Genomic DNA, 14,091 nt, shown 5'->3' with positions numbered 1-14,091 from the left:
GTACGGCATCATGCGTTTGCCCGTGACACAAAACGATCATAGGTACTGTTTGTAATCAACCAGTGTTGTTTGAAGTCGACGTTTCAAGAGCAGGGAGTGTGCGGCAAATCTCGGGATGCAGATTCCCGCTCACGGTCGATTTGATTCTCGATGCTGTCGGCGATACAATCGCTCCGGTTGAGAGTGCTCTGCGGTTAATTACGGAGCAACGTGGATGACGCACCGTGTCGTTGCACCAGCGTCAGAAAAACCTACTTCCCAATGGTCACGTTTCCGCTTGTGCGGGGTTACCTCGGATGTTACTCGAGAAAGAGAAAGGATGTCCTAAGTGGATATCATCAAATCTATCGCCATCCAAGTTCCAATGATGATTGCATCACTGGCATTCGTGGTCGCGGCGGTGCTGAAAGTCGGCAAGGAGCGGGGCGCGATGCTGATCGTATTGGGGGCGGTCGGTCTGTTTCTTCTGACGATCGCAAATCCGATAATCTATTCAGGGATTATCCCCAAAGTCATTGAGAATATGGAGACGAACGATCACGAGCACATTCCACGTATATATTTGGTGGTCAACATCATAACCAGTATCTTTTGGACTTCCGCAATCGTCCTTATCTCCATTGGCACCTTCTTGAGGTCACCACCCGTGCGTCAGCCATAGATCGCTCGCTCGTAACATCGGCACCAGCATGTTGAGCGAGTCAGTAGCAGTGAATTAGACTCGATCATTTTCAGAAAACGCGTAAACAATTGGCACGTCTTTGGCGGTCGCACGGTTACGACCGCCGTTATTTGAATCAGCTCGATCGAATCATGAACATCAATCCGTATGAGGCGACTTTCGTAAATGACGCGGAGCAAAATGGCGTTGCCCAATTTTCAAGCTATTTCTCATTCGAGGCCGCAATTCACCGATTTTCGCTGCTGTTCGTGATTGGCACCGTTTGTGGCATCGTTCTGGCCGTTGCGACAAAGGCTGGACTTTGGAATTCAGTTCGAGAACTTGCTGAGCCTGGTGGTTTACGCATGCTCTCGATCACGATTCCCTTCGCGTGCCTTGCATCCATCGTCTATCCGATGACGGAACGGAACCTTCGCCAAATGATCGTTCGCCTGCTGGCAGGAGTATCGATGGGCGCTTCGTTTTTCATGCTTGTATTGCATGCTGACGACCCCATAGGAGACACCCTTGGGATCAACATGCACGCGAATAGTGTCGCTGTGTTCCTTTTTCCGTTTGCGATGTACTTGATTGCGATATCCATATCGATTTTCATCGAATATATCGTAAGGCTGGCGATCTGCCGTAAGCCAACCGACCAGATTCACCACGGCGGGTAACCGAGTGCTGGACGCGGAACCGCCAGTCAAACGTATTTGAAATTGTTGACGGTTTCGTGATAGCAGCAGTAGTCGCATTGTTTCTAGCGACCAACGACGCTACATCGCCAACAACCCCAATGCGAGGCTTCCAGGATTGACAGTTGACCAAAATGTTTAATTCGGATGATAAATGTGGCCTTCTGAGGATTCGTTTGGCCTTGGATTCTATTTGCAATGCATAAACGACCACTGAAAATTCTTCTTGCCAAAACGCTTGCCGAAATTGAAGCAACCGCAGACAATGCCGGATAATAAAGGCGGCGGCCCAGACACTCAAAACCCCATTTCCGGATGGTCACTTTTTGATTCGTGCCGGGTGTCCTCGCACGTTCTACCCGCAAGTGCATGTGGGGCATCTCAATTTTCGTCGGCAATCACTCTATGTCCTCGACTTCGCCAAGCCCGAACCGCCCAGGCTATGTTCGCCCACTTAATCGCTCGAAAAATATGCCGACGCGCGTCGGCTTGCTGTATGCCAAATTCAAATGGGTTGGACGCATCCTGATCGCCGGTGCTACGTCCTTCGTCGCTGCAGGAGCTAACAGCGAAGAACTTGGTGAACTTTTCAATGTGATCGCGTTCGCCCTCTTTCTGCCTGTGCCCTTGATTTTTGCACCTGCCGTTTTTCATGCGATGTATACACACGCTCCTAAACGGTTCTATTACCTTGTATGCTCGATCGTCCTGATTTGTGTGTCGATCTATCTCCACAACACCACTTATTCAATGTGGTATGTTTTGTCGGCACTTGTGATCGCCTGTCCCGCGCTCACCGTTTTAGCCGGATTCGTATACATCGAGTGTAAACACGAGTTTAGCGCCCCCACTGAATCTGCTGAAGACTGAGAATTGGCCGGTCCCCGAACCCGCGAGATTTTTGAGGCATGACACTTCGCAACGATCAAGTGCTTGATGTGTTTCGCGAGCTGCCAGGACATCGCGGCAGCTCGTTAGCCGAACTTGATGCCGTTGAGAAAACTCTCGGCGTTCGTTTGCCTCGACGATATCGAGAGCTGATGGAACTGGACTCGCAGCGTCTCTGCAGAGCTGGAATTGTGGCGTCACCTCGACGCTTGTTCGAAATACGCGACGAAGCAAAGGGACTGTTGGTCGAGGACGGATACGAATTCCGTCTGCAGCCAGAGGATGTTGTCTTTGCGTGGGATGATATCTACGCATTCTACTTCTTCAGAGCAGACGGCACAGACGACCCCGCTGTAATGATGTTCAACTATTACGACTCAACGTTTGACTGGAAACCCGTGCAGGCATTCGATACACTGACGGCATACTTCACTGACGCTCTGCGGCGATACTTGAACTTGAACTTGAACTTGGACTGAGCACGAAGTAAGACCGTACCAGCGGACGCACTCGAGTCGCCGAGTCAAGCTTGTTGAAGTGGTTAGTCATCTGCGGCGACCACGTTATCCGCAACATCCTGCCATCGAATACACCACGAAGATCGCGAACATTGACATGGCGTACGTTGCCGTATTTTTATACATCGTCACCATCGTCACGACCGCGGGCGCGACATCATTGGCCGTTGACGGTGTGATTCCGAGCCTGGGATTTAACGCAGTGATGTACAGCCTAGTAATGATCCCTGAACACTTCTGGATGATTCCGCACTACGCGAATGCGTCTGACATCGCTGAACGCGAATTACCTCTGACGTTCCGACTTGGCCTGTCGCCCTCGTCGACTGTCTTCGCTTTCGCTTGTGCTTTTGGGTTGCTGCATACATTGGTAACCTTCTTTCTGTTTCGCACTTTCACTACAAAGCTCGAATGGGCAATCCCAAACGTCATCTGCGGCTTGATTGCTTTTGTTTTAATCATCGTGATCGGCATGATGATTGGGCAATCGGTGGCCTTCGCAGATCGCGATATCGAAACGACCACGGTGACACCGGATCCCCGGAAAATGCGACGAAAGAAGTAATGCCCCCACTAAACCGTCGCCCATTACTGAACCGAACCGCGTGAGTTGAGCGACTTGGCCATCACGACGGGTTCTGCGAGTTCCCGGTGACCATCGATGTCCGCCATAGATAGAAGAATTCCGCTTCGATTCACCTTCATTTGAACCCCAGGGACGAGATGAAGTTTTTACTTTCCATCTTCGTGTGTGTACTTGCTTGCACCGCCAATGCCGAAGAGTCATGGATGTATCCGGTTGCTATTCCGACTTCCCCTACGCAGGCCGAGCTAAATTCTGCAACCATGAAGGTATCGTATGTGGAGTCCAACGGAGCCAAACCGTTTGAAGGTACAAGAAGAGTCGTTCACGCGGATGTCGCGAGCTTTCAGGACATCGTGAAATGGTATTCCGAGCAAACTGGCGACACGGAGCTTCCCAAGGTCCTAAAGAAGTTCGTTGAACGCGATGAGGGAGAAGCGAAATCTGGTAATGGCTACACGAAAGATCTTTCAACGATTTTTTCAACACATCTCGCGTACAGATTTACGCCTGCACAGAAACAAATCACGATACTTCACATTGAAGCCAGTGGCGATGTCGTTGCCATTTCACTGCTGGGACTGGAACACGAGACAAGCATTCACGTGATCAGACATCGTCCGAATCGCCAATCCATATCAAAGAACGGCGACGAATCATCCGAATCGCCGAAGGACCAGGCGTCGCGAGTTGACAATGGAAACTCAACCACCAGTCCCCGGTGACACGGGCCGTTCAGCGAAGGTTCCTTTGATCCAATGATCATCTCATCAAGAACTCCTGAAGGAGCGCCCAACCGCTGTCCTGTCTGTGGAGCGGAGATTCAAGTCGAACCTTCGCGGCCTCCCGGCGACGCTCCATGCCCGAACTGTGGCCAGCTGCTTTGGTTTTGCGATGTTTCCATTGCCAGCTCGGACCCCGAAGTTCTTGTCGTTGTTTTTTCGAATAGCGGGGTTGCAGACAATCAGTGGAGTGAACAAATAGGACAAGAGCTTCAGGAAGTGGTTCCTCAGACTCCGTACAAAAAGCTTCTGTTGAACTTTCGCGGCGTCTCGTTTATGTCTTCGGCCATGCTTTCCCAACTGGTCACGCTCAATCAAGAATGCAAGGCTCAAGGGGTTGCTTTGAAGTTCTGTGAGGCATCACCAAACGTCATGGAGGTCTTTAAGATCACCAAGTTGAACAAACTGTTTGACATCCTGGACAGCGAAGACAAAGCGATCGCCAGCTACGGCAAGAAAGGTTGGTTTGGTTGATTCTTAACGCCAGACGAAGCGACTGAACTCTCTGTTTGTATTCAATGTATAACAAGAGAATTGCACGAGAGTGGCGGCGGTCGTGCGTCTCGAAAGAAAATAATTGACTCCCGCCGCCCCCTGAACTCCGCCGCTCTCGGACTGAAAATGGCGGGCTGCCGTTAGCTCGAAACAAACTACATGTCTCCATCGCCCCGCTCAAAAACGACAAACGTACGCTTCTGGGGTGTTCTCCTCGGTTTGCTATTCGCAATCACAATTATTGTGCCTGTCGTGCTTGCGTTCTGGCCGCGTGTCACCGCAGCGAACTACGCCCGAATAAATATTGGGATGCCGATGCAGGATGTCGAAAAGATGCTCGGGCCTCATCGATACGACTACACCGAATACGGAATCATTGGCAAAACGGGAGCCTACGTCACAAATGGTAGCCAAAGCGACCAAGAGAAACTTGATCGTGGATATCAACTGTATCGGCGACTCCATTGGATATCACCTGAAATCACAATTACCGTTATCATTGACTCCAACGGCGTTGTGGCAACTCGATATCGAAGTGATGGTCAAGGAGACTTTCTTTTTTCGTGGTAACAGACGCAGGCGGGAGCAACGCCCGACGCAATCGACTCGCGATGTTCACCTGTTCCTCACATTCCTTCTGGCGGATCTCCATCGGTTGCACCGCAGCACGGGTGGTGCGTAAATTGTGCGTTACAACCTTATTCGCCCGTGCGAGATAAATCGTAACGTTGGTCAGACAGACCTCATTTGAATACCTTTCTATCCATCCAATATAAAAATCCAGCCGATAGGAGACCTTCGATAATGAAGATCTATTGTTTCGCGATACTTTTCGTCGTGTCCATCCCGATTTCGTTTTGTGAAGCGCAGGCGTTGGGATACAGTCGTAACCGGCTCGCGATGAGTTTTGACGGCAATAGCGCTCCTGACAACGACTACAAATGGCCAACGGGAGATCCAGACGATTGGGGAGCCCTTCCTGCATCCTGTGCGATCATTGCCAAACTTGGATTGCAGAAGCAGTTGGTTCATTGCTCGTACAATAACTTTATTGATGCGCCACCGGGACCAGACACAGAAAATCAGCTGAGGATCAGTGCAGATGGAGTGATCAAGTACTGGGGTTTCGATCGCGACGTGTTCTTCGACGTTACCAGAGAGCAGCAAAAAGCGGTTGAAAACCTGGCGACTGAGATGGGCAAGTCGACGGACCGCGATCCGCTGTACTTTATCCATGCTGGATTATCAGAGTTTGTCTATCGTGCGGTCGAAGAGGTGGTCCGGAATGGAAAGGTTGATTCGCTGGCACATGTGTACTTGGTGTCGCATAGTGCATTCAATGAAAATGAGTGTCGCCGTAAAAGTCATCACACTTGGGACGATATTCAAAAACTCAGCGGGAATCGGATAAGGTATGCGAAGATCAAGGACCAGAACGACAAGGAAGACCCGAACCATTTGTGGCATTCCGGGAAAAACTTCTCGGTTTGGCACTGGATGCGTGACCATTCAGAACCCGACGTACGATGGATGTATTCAAGGCTAGAAGCACATCGTGGACATGTCGCAGATATTTCGGACTGTGGAATGCTTTTTTACTTATTGGTCGGCGATGCGGATGGTGGCCCAGTAAAATTTCGCGATTTCATTGGAGATCGAATCGTCTCTTCTAATCGATCGGAATGACGTTCAAGAGGAATGCGTTGGCCGTGCAACGAGCGGCAAATTTTTGGCGAACAACCCGTTACAAACGGAACTGCGGGCGGTGCGTATCCTGGAACCAGTGTCGTTCGCCGATTGAGAACGCTGCATATGAACAAGCGACTGCGCAAAAAACGAAGACTTGGCGAATTCCGCGAAGACTGCTTTGAATTGACGTTTGAGATCGCATCGTCACTCGACGAAAAAGGCGTTGATAGCCTGACCGATGATTTCATCGAAATGATTGAATCCAATGGTCTGCAATACGGTGGAGGTGGAAACCGCATATGGTCTGGCATTGTATCGGGACCATGGAGAGGTTCAGTGACCATGGCTGATCGCAGTACCGTGCTCGTATGGCTTGCGGAACACCCAAACGTCCTAGATGCGAACGCCGGTGAACTCCGTGATGAATGGCACGGCTGGTCTTGAAATTCACTAACGCCCTTCGTAGTTCATTTGCACGGTTGAAAAATCGCGGCGCGCCATGAATTGCATCGTAGCCGGACTATCGAACTTACTGACGTGGATTATCAACTATCCCAGCCCGCTGAACCCGGACGTTTCCTGGACGATATCGGTTCGTTTCTAATCAGCGGATGCAAACAATGCGAGGTCAAGTGTTCGCGCAGTCAAATGGATCCTCACGTAGAGATTAATGACTGAAACTTCTGTGAGAACGTATATAATTAGTGCAGATACCACAAACTCCAAATCACGCTTTTCGATTCGATCGCTCCTGACGCTATTTGCTTTTGTGGCCCTCGTTTTGGTTGCTTTAAACTAGCATCGGGAGAACCGGCATTTGCAGCTTCGGCTCGAGACACTTTCCTGATAAGTACAACACCTAAACGCTTCGGACGAGCACATGCGTGCAAGGTTCGACCAACTTAGAACGTGAACGCGAATCCATACCAAACGCCATTGATCGCCGACGCGACATTGTCGCGAAAGCCGCGGAATGAATTAGTCCGGCTTATCTCTCTAGCGTGGCCCGTTGCATTTGCGATTAACCTTGCTGTACCCAGCTTACTCGTCTTCGCTTCGCCGTTAACGGGGGACCACGGAGTCATGGGGCTGCTGTTCGGCGCGGGACTTCTTTTCGTTACTTCCTACGTCGCATGTGTGCGGAACACTGAATTTGGCGAACGAATGATCTTCGGATCTCTGATCTTTGCATTGACGCAATTTGTTCCAACAATCCATTTATTCACGCATTCATTTGGTGTCGCTGCCACAGAGTCGTTCGGCGGAGCGATCCTGGGCGACGCATTGAGTTTTGACTCACTTACTTCCGTATTTGGCGGGTTCGTTTACGTCGTTTTTACTGGGTGTATGCTTATGATGCTATCTTTCGCATTGGGCTGGCTCATTCTTTTATTCCCAGGTTCGATCATTAAGCCGTTGACAAAACGCTACCGTATCGAAGTGTAACGAACCAACGGATGCACTCCCAGTCCGCGAACGACTCATGGGTAATGGCTGCTCAACCACTCGGATCGGGTAATCGCAAACGTTCGACGGCGCCGAGCCTCTGACGTGCTCCCACGTCACTGGACGATCAAAGAGCAGCGTGTAAACTTCGAATGCGGGGCTGTACGTTCCCTCGCGCGTCGAATTGATCGTCAATCGCGTCCGCGATACAATCACCGTGGCGGGGATTGCTCGACAGTGAATCATGTTGCGAAGTGCCTGACGAACATCGGCGATGCACCTGAGCGACCAAAAACGCATTTCCAAATGGTCACATATCTATTCGATCCGGTTAACCTCGACATTGGCCGAGACAAGTCAAAGCCTTCACACCCCAGCGAGTCGCATATCAATTGACGCTCAATCCCTATTCTCCAGCCGATCCGATCGCTGGCTCTGATCTACAGCCCGTTTCCCAATGCCAAACTTCGCGGTTCGTGCGATTTGCGATCTATGCTCACTTAATCGCCGTCGTTCTAAGTTGGCTAGGCTTGACGCATGACACACGGTCCATTATCTGGTCAGCACCCTGGATTCCGCTGATCGAATTCGGCCTAATTCTTGGCGTTATCGCCTTCTTTGCATGCCCGATTCTTCTGTTGATTGGCCTTGCCCGATCTTCGTTGTCAGTATCTCAGTATGCTACTCTTCTGGCCCTTGAAGGTCTGATCGTATTTGCTCACTTTGTTGCGTTCATACCCTCAGTGCAATAAGCAGTTCAATATGAGTCATTACCCATAATAATCTGAGCCGACGGCGCTAGCCGCGGGCATGTTTCCTGCAATATTGACGGGCCCGCGGCTAGCGCCGTCGGCTCACAAAGTCCGCTCCATTCAGGACAACGACTAGTGGAATTGCAGTGAGGCTGGTCGCTTGAGAGCCCTCACGTGATTTTGACTTGTGTGGTTCAGAATTAGATTGCCATGCTGTGCCAAAACACCGCTATAGTAAATAAGGATTGATCGCGTTCTCGCGGATTGCGAGTGCGAGATACAAACCGAAGCGGCTGGCAACCAACCGCAACAATAGTGGCTGACTTGGACCATCGGGCGTCTCTGAGTATCGGCGTACGATTATTCAAATGGATGCTCGACTGCCGCGACTCGGTGACTCCTACCGTCCAGCGATTAAGGAGAAAACGATGCGTCTCGGACTCGTGACTGACGTACACAACGCACACGCGGAACTTGCCATAGCGCTGGAGTTGTTCCGCGCTCGACAAGTCGACCAAGTGGTGACGATCGGTGACACATGTGACGCGTTTGCGCCGCCCGAGGGCTCCGACGAAGTTGCGTCGCTGCTCAGCGCGTGTGGTGCAATTGGTGTATGGGGAAACCATGACTTTGGTCTTTGCCATGAAATTTCGGACTATTGCCGAGAACTTTTCGGCTCTGCAACATTTGATTTCATGCAGCAGATGAAACCGCAGCTTGAGATCGACGGATGCTTGTTCAGCCATAAGGACGCAAGTGTCGACGCGCACGACATCGAACAGTTGTGGGATATTGAAGTCGGTTCCCGCGATCTGAATGCACGTGCAAAAGCCGGGTTCGGTGCGAATTCAAATCGACGCCAATTTATTGGTCACTATCACTGCTGGTGGGCAGCGAGTCCGGAGGGCCCGATTGACTGGGACGGGACTCAACCTCTGCTGCTGCGGCCTGAGGAACGGTATTTTGTTATCGTCGCGGGTGTATTTCAGGGTAGCTGTGCGGTATTCGATACAAAAACCGGTGTCTTGGAACCGTTAAACTATCGTCATAAATAGATCGCCCCTTATGACCACTTCCCGACGGAGGCTGAGATCGGAAAGTTCCTTGCTGCTCACGGGATTGCCCCATCGCGGTGAAATGCAAATGACAAGTTGCCAACGAACCAATAGTGCGGTCTCGCCCGAAAACACGATTCGATATTCTAATAGCGTTTCTGTCTCTCGTCCTTATTCAATGCGTGCACCAAATGATCAAACAATATCCGATATGGCTACTATCAGTGATCGCGATAGCAACCCTCGCATTTCCGCCCTCTGCGACTGCGGAAGACGATCGTTCCGAGACGGCAACGTTTGGAGCTGGCTGCTACTGGTGCGTCGAAGCCGTGTTCCAACGGGTAAATGGTGTCACAAGCGTAAGCCCTGGATTCATGGGTGGTCACATCGCCAATCCGACCTACAACCAAGTTCTGACGGGACGCACAGGACATGCGGAGGTAGTAAATGTGATTTATGACCCTTCGGTTGTGCAGTACGAAACCTTGCTTGCCGTGTTCTGGCGGACGCATGATCCGACGACCAAAAACCAACAGGGCCCCGACTTTGGAACTCAATATCGAAGCGTCGTATTTTGGCACTCGGATCAACAAAAGACCGCGTCACAAAACGCGAAGACGAATTTGAACAAATCTCGTTTGTATGATGCTCCTGTTGTCACTCAAATCCAGAGGGCAACTACGTTCTACCCAGCAGGACCAGATCACAAGAACTATTACAACGAGAACCCCGACAAGCAGTATTGCCGCAGGTACATCGCACCGAAGCTAGAGAAACTCGAAAAACTCTTTGGCGACAAAACGAAGACAGTTACTACAGAAACAGTTAGCGAGAAATAGCCAACGCATGCACCGGCGACCGGTAGTAGTCACCGTTCTGGCGATAGCTGAGTCGTTTACAGCAAGCGATGAACACAGGACTGCCCCACTTCACAAAATCATTAGTGTGCGATTAGAGAAGATTAGTGTTCCTTTCTTGGTGGAACATTAATCGCCACCAAAAAACGCTCGCCCCCCAGGCTCCTGCCTGGGAACCAGTAGTTCGTTATTTCTCAATTGCTCGCGGATAGGTAAATCGTGACAACAGTGGAACCGTTGGAATCGTCGAACCACCACAAATCGCAAACCGGTAGCCGGGCGGACTGGCTCGCTTTCGGCGGTTGGTGGGGCTTGCTGATATCAGGTTATTGCTACGTAGCCAGCTTCCTCTGCCAAAGAAACAACCCATTCCAATCGGGCAATCCTGGCGTCAGGGACTTCGTGCTCGTCGCCCTATCTGGCCCCCTCCTCTACCTTCTGGGACCAAGACATAACTGGAAACCCGCCAAACAGTCCGCCTGGTCGATCCTCAAGTGGAACGGCTCGTGTTATCTGCTCCCGTTCTTCCTGGTCCTGCATTGGAACTATCTCGGGCACGCGATTGGCGCACAATTCTCGCTAAAACCAAGTGATCTGAGCTCCCTGGATGCACGCTCCCTGGCGGCCTTGGTAGCTGCGGTCTCTATCATTGTTGCACTTTTCGCCTGCCACCTTTTCTGGGCTCACCGCGCAGGGATTCTGTATCCGTATCTTGCTGTCCTGTGCGGTATTCCCTGCATCGTTTGGATTATTACGTTTTTCCTCTCAGACTCACATTACATCCATGTGCATCACTATTGCCTGGGTGCATTCCTTTTCCCGTTATTCCGTTTTCGCAAGGCTCTGTCGCTCGTCGCACAGGCTGCGTTCCTTGGCCTCGCAGTCGAGGGTATCAGTCGCTGGGGCATGGACCCAATGTGGTATCCTAAAGTTCCCTAATCGCCCTTTGCAAAAGAGCGGCGAATTGATTGCAAATGGCACGAGAGCAAGCGTAGACGCCGGACCCGCCGATCCAGGCGTGATCCATTACACGTCAAACGTGAAGGCCTTGTGGTGCCAATCGTTCGTCCGACTGGGTCGCCAAACCGAGTTTGGCACTGACACGGGGCGGCGAGTTTGAGAGTATCAATACGGAGCAAATTGTGCCGCACAAGGAAACTCAACCGTCGGTTGCGCATACAGGATTAAGATTATTTTGACTGTCCCGTTTCGTGAGCCGCACTCGCTAGCGTCGGGCCGCCGCTCGGCAAATCGTGGGCAAGAACAGGTCCGCAGCTAGCGGGCTGTTGATTTATTCGAAATGCAACTCGCAGTTGTGAGCCGTGGGCCGTAAGGCACCGGGTAATGCGCGGGACCCGGCCGCTCACGCGTCACGGCTCACTAAAACAACAGCCAGCGAGTGCCGTCGGCTCACAAATGCAGGAAAAACGAAAAGATGGGACAGTCGAATTTAGAGTAGGATTGAGACTATAAGTTGCTTGTTAATGGTCCAATCCCCCGTTAACCAGGGCGTCTCCCGACTGAAATACGATGACAGACTCTGAACGCTACAACCGCATTAATGTTCATCACCATCTTCGCGAAGATGTGGTGGTCTTGCTTCCTTACGTGCCATATCGCCATAGGCCTTTGCCGCTGCAACCGGAAATGTGGGCAGATCGCAATTCGTTAGCCAGCTGATATGCAAGGGCTGATACTGAACGATCTACGATATCCTTTCATCAGACTTCCCTGTTTACAAATACATAATTCATGACAACGATCGCTGATCTATTCGATCCTGTGCCCGAGCAGTGGGGCTTGCGAGGCGACCCTTATCTATGGCGGGAAATGCAAGCGTCGTTTGCCGACACGGTGTTACCCGAAACAGGTACCGAGTTTCGAGCCGAATTGATCGCGTCTTCCTCGAATTGGTCGGTGTTCCCATTTCGGATGATCGTGAAATGCACTTCGTTGATCGCTACGCAAAAGGTGGAATGTCGAGCGGCCAGGTTTCTCTTCGGTTTTGGTCCCGAAAAGCCATCTGCATACTCGCACTTCGATTTGCAAACGCGTCAGGGAGAGAACGTCTGACTGATGGCTTCTGAGATACGCAGGAGCGGCGGGAGTGAGAATGTGAACCTTCTCTCAAGCATGTGAACTTCCTGTATCCATTTTCCTGCCGGATCTCGTTGCTGGAGTGATTCTGGAGTTTGCTGACGGCGCTATCGAGGCTAAGAAGAGACGCAGCGCATCACATTGACTTGTTCGGGGCAAAACGATGAGAGGGTGGCTTCAATCACCTGCTACCGCTTCTCCGGGCGGAGTAGAATCGAATTGGGAAACAATCGAAGTTCGATTGAAAATATCTAGCTCAAAAGCGGTTTCGTTTGGGCGCACTACCGATCCGACCGTGATGAAAAGAAAATTGCAGTACAGCTCACGTCACTTGATGTTTGCGACGGCCTTTGTCGCTGTTGCGATTTGGTCGATTACGACTACGGTCGCACGCACGCGTCAAAATATCGAAGCCGTTCAAAGTACGTACGCCGCACGATTGGTGACGCAAATGTGTGTCGCACATATGAAAGCCAATGGCGATGCGTGGCCGAAGGATTGGGAGGACATTCGCGACGACTTTGCCCCTTGTCTCGCTCGCTCTGGCCAAACATGGACGTTCGCGGAACTGAATGACCGTGTTGGAGTCGATTGGCATTTCAACCCCAAAGACAGCCAGTTTGGGTTGGAGTCGAGTTCGGTTGTCTGGATCGCGAGCAATCCAACACAAGAATTCTACGGGACTCACCCCAACGAAATCGTATCGCAATATCTTGCAAGCACACGAGTCAAGTGATTGCTACCCGTATTTCGAATACACTACAATTTTCACTGACATCGATCGCATCCGCCAAGACCCCACGCGGTCAAGCTTGAACGCATTTTCGATCCGTCAATACAAACTTTAGATCGATCGCAAATCGTTATTTGACTCAATGGACAGAATTGCTTTTGCACCGCTGATCGACATCCCGCTGGTCGGTTTCACATTGGCAGTTTTCTTGTGGCATTTCAGCGGGTGGGCATACCGTGATGATCTCGACACCAGTGTCGATGTCCCTGCTCGTCTTCCGACTGCCCGTTTGCGTGTCATTTCATTCTTCGTTGGCGTCCTGCTTATCTGCTGGATCTCGAATGTGGCTGCTTGGTCTATTTTTGCTCTCATCCTCGCCATCGGTTTGCTCATCGCGATGTTTACCGGTGGCGACATTGACGGCGGGGCGTTCGGATTCTGGGCTGCTGCATACTTAATCCGAGAATGGTCCTTTGGTTTCCCTCAACTTATCCTACATCCACAACAGAGTGAAATCGCCAGCACGCAGACTGCGGATAAGGGCGCTGACGCAACGGGTAAGGTGGGTATCGTAGTCGCTCCATTGCGTCCCTGCGGTGACGCTGAAATTGAGGGTACCCTCGTGAACGTCATATCTGACGATGGAAGAATGATTGACGTCGGCACGGAGGTCGTTATTACGGGTCGCCGCAATGGGCGTTTCTGCGTTCGACCGCGATCGTAAATCGCATCGCCATCATGACTTTCTTAAATGGTCAGCCAACCACGTTTGCCGCGTCAATGTTAACACGCTTTTACAAATCAACTTTATAGTCCGAATGAAATTCTTTATTGTTA

The 14,091-nt window shown here is 51.1% G+C and carries 18 protein-coding genes; all 18 read left to right on the top strand.

Going from position 1 to position 14,091, the window contains the following annotated elements:
* Positions 1-328 precede the first annotated feature (328 nt).
* Positions 329-661 (top strand): hypothetical protein, encoded by a 333-nt coding sequence (locus tag SH528x_RS14735; protein WP_442511277.1) that lies wholly within the window; start codon positions 329-331, stop codon positions 659-661.
* A 152-nt stretch (positions 662-813) separates the two neighbouring features.
* Positions 814-1,341, top strand: a complete 528-nt coding sequence (locus SH528x_RS14730) for a hypothetical protein (protein WP_442511276.1) — start codon at positions 814-816, stop codon at positions 1,339-1,341.
* A gap of 489 nt (positions 1,342-1,830) precedes the next feature.
* Complete coding sequence (locus SH528x_RS14725; RefSeq protein WP_442511275.1) at positions 1,831-2,229, top strand: hypothetical protein; 399 nt, start codon at positions 1,831-1,833, stop codon at positions 2,227-2,229.
* A 38-nt stretch (positions 2,230-2,267) separates the two neighbouring features.
* Positions 2,268-2,726, top strand: a complete 459-nt coding sequence (locus SH528x_RS14720; protein ID WP_442511274.1) for an SMI1/KNR4 family protein — start codon at positions 2,268-2,270, stop codon at positions 2,724-2,726.
* Between the two features lie 58 nt (positions 2,727-2,784).
* Complete coding sequence (locus SH528x_RS14715; protein WP_442511273.1) at positions 2,785-3,330, top strand: hypothetical protein; 546 nt, start codon at positions 2,785-2,787, stop codon at positions 3,328-3,330.
* 158 nt (positions 3,331-3,488) lie between these two features.
* Positions 3,489-4,073: a hypothetical protein gene (locus SH528x_RS14710; protein ID WP_442511272.1), complete on the top strand. Its 585-nt coding sequence runs from the start codon at positions 3,489-3,491 to the stop codon at positions 4,071-4,073.
* 33 nt (positions 4,074-4,106) lie between these two features.
* Positions 4,107-4,604 (top strand): STAS domain-containing protein, encoded by a 498-nt coding sequence (locus SH528x_RS14705; RefSeq protein ID WP_442511271.1) that lies wholly within the window; start codon positions 4,107-4,109, stop codon positions 4,602-4,604.
* Positions 4,605-4,784: 180 nt separating this feature from the next.
* Positions 4,785-5,195: a hypothetical protein gene (locus SH528x_RS14700; RefSeq protein WP_442511270.1), complete on the top strand. Its 411-nt coding sequence runs from the start codon at positions 4,785-4,787 to the stop codon at positions 5,193-5,195.
* 267 nt (positions 5,196-5,462) lie between these two features.
* Positions 5,463-6,311 (top strand): hypothetical protein, encoded by an 849-nt coding sequence (locus SH528x_RS14695; protein WP_442511269.1) that lies wholly within the window; start codon positions 5,463-5,465, stop codon positions 6,309-6,311.
* Positions 6,312-6,323: 12 nt separating this feature from the next.
* Complete coding sequence (locus SH528x_RS14690; RefSeq protein WP_442511268.1) at positions 6,324-6,758, top strand: YggL family protein; 435 nt, start codon at positions 6,324-6,326, stop codon at positions 6,756-6,758.
* A gap of 639 nt (positions 6,759-7,397) precedes the next feature.
* Positions 7,398-7,760, top strand: coding sequence for a hypothetical protein (locus SH528x_RS14685; protein ID WP_442511267.1), 363 nt, complete (start codon positions 7,398-7,400; stop codon positions 7,758-7,760).
* 1,120 nt (positions 7,761-8,880) lie between these two features.
* Positions 8,881-9,567: a metallophosphoesterase family protein gene (locus SH528x_RS14680; RefSeq protein ID WP_442511266.1), complete on the top strand. Its 687-nt coding sequence runs from the start codon at positions 8,881-8,883 to the stop codon at positions 9,565-9,567.
* Between the two features lie 191 nt (positions 9,568-9,758).
* Complete coding sequence (msrA, locus tag SH528x_RS14675) at positions 9,759-10,406, top strand: peptide-methionine (S)-S-oxide reductase MsrA (RefSeq protein WP_442511265.1); 648 nt, start codon at positions 9,759-9,761, stop codon at positions 10,404-10,406.
* Between the two features lie 237 nt (positions 10,407-10,643).
* Complete coding sequence (locus SH528x_RS14670) at positions 10,644-11,363, top strand: hypothetical protein (protein ID WP_442511264.1); 720 nt, start codon at positions 10,644-10,646, stop codon at positions 11,361-11,363.
* Positions 11,364-11,954: 591 nt separating this feature from the next.
* Positions 11,955-12,104, top strand: a complete 150-nt coding sequence (locus SH528x_RS14665; RefSeq protein ID WP_442511263.1) for a hypothetical protein — start codon at positions 11,955-11,957, stop codon at positions 12,102-12,104.
* A gap of 72 nt (positions 12,105-12,176) precedes the next feature.
* Positions 12,177-12,497: a hypothetical protein gene (locus SH528x_RS14660; RefSeq protein ID WP_442511262.1), complete on the top strand. Its 321-nt coding sequence runs from the start codon at positions 12,177-12,179 to the stop codon at positions 12,495-12,497.
* 322 nt (positions 12,498-12,819) lie between these two features.
* Positions 12,820-13,257, top strand: coding sequence for a hypothetical protein (locus SH528x_RS14655; protein WP_442511261.1), 438 nt, complete (start codon positions 12,820-12,822; stop codon positions 13,255-13,257).
* Positions 13,258-13,396: 139 nt separating this feature from the next.
* A complete protein-coding gene (locus tag SH528x_RS14650) occupies positions 13,397-13,978 on the top strand; it encodes an NfeD family protein (RefSeq protein WP_442511260.1) in 582 nt (193 codons plus the stop codon).
* Positions 13,979-14,091: the final 113 nt, after the last annotated feature.

Source organism: Novipirellula methanifontis (genome assembly GCF_052161655.1).
In the GTDB taxonomy this organism is placed as follows: domain Bacteria; phylum Planctomycetota; class Planctomycetia; order Pirellulales; family Pirellulaceae; genus Novipirellula.
Note: the sequence above shows the minus strand (reverse complement) of the source record. Positions and strands in the feature narration are given on the sequence as shown.

What these genes read in the sequence shown, in the direction of transcription:
- SH528x_RS14660 (WP_442511262.1), top strand. Translation starts at nt 12,177, where the DNA reads ATGACAACGATCGCTGATCTATTCGATCCTGTGCCCGAGCAGTGGGGC.
- SH528x_RS14700 (WP_442511270.1), top strand. Translation starts at nt 4,785, where the DNA reads ATGTCTCCATCGCCCCGCTCAAAAACGACAAACGTACGCTTCTGGGGT.
- SH528x_RS14720 (WP_442511274.1), top strand. Translation starts at nt 2,268, where the DNA reads ATGACACTTCGCAACGATCAAGTGCTTGATGTGTTTCGCGAGCTGCCA.
- SH528x_RS14665 (WP_442511263.1), top strand. Translation starts at nt 11,955, where the DNA reads ATGACAGACTCTGAACGCTACAACCGCATTAATGTTCATCACCATCTT.
- SH528x_RS14690 (WP_442511268.1), top strand. Translation starts at nt 6,324, where the DNA reads ATGCGTTGGCCGTGCAACGAGCGGCAAATTTTTGGCGAACAACCCGTT.
- SH528x_RS14650 (WP_442511260.1), top strand. Translation starts at nt 13,397, where the DNA reads ATGGACAGAATTGCTTTTGCACCGCTGATCGACATCCCGCTGGTCGGT.
- SH528x_RS14655 (WP_442511261.1), top strand. Translation starts at nt 12,820, where the DNA reads ATGAAAAGAAAATTGCAGTACAGCTCACGTCACTTGATGTTTGCGACG.
- SH528x_RS14685 (WP_442511267.1), top strand. Translation starts at nt 7,398, where the DNA reads ATGGGGCTGCTGTTCGGCGCGGGACTTCTTTTCGTTACTTCCTACGTC.
- SH528x_RS14680 (WP_442511266.1), top strand. Translation starts at nt 8,881, where the DNA reads ATGGATGCTCGACTGCCGCGACTCGGTGACTCCTACCGTCCAGCGATT.
- SH528x_RS14710 (WP_442511272.1), top strand. Translation starts at nt 3,489, where the DNA reads ATGAAGTTTTTACTTTCCATCTTCGTGTGTGTACTTGCTTGCACCGCC.
- SH528x_RS14730 (WP_442511276.1), top strand. Translation starts at nt 814, where the DNA reads ATGAACATCAATCCGTATGAGGCGACTTTCGTAAATGACGCGGAGCAA.
- msrA (WP_442511265.1), top strand. Translation starts at nt 9,759, where the DNA reads ATGATCAAACAATATCCGATATGGCTACTATCAGTGATCGCGATAGCA.
- SH528x_RS14705 (WP_442511271.1), top strand. Translation starts at nt 4,107, where the DNA reads ATGATCATCTCATCAAGAACTCCTGAAGGAGCGCCCAACCGCTGTCCT.
- SH528x_RS14725 (WP_442511275.1), top strand. Translation starts at nt 1,831, where the DNA reads ATGCCGACGCGCGTCGGCTTGCTGTATGCCAAATTCAAATGGGTTGGA.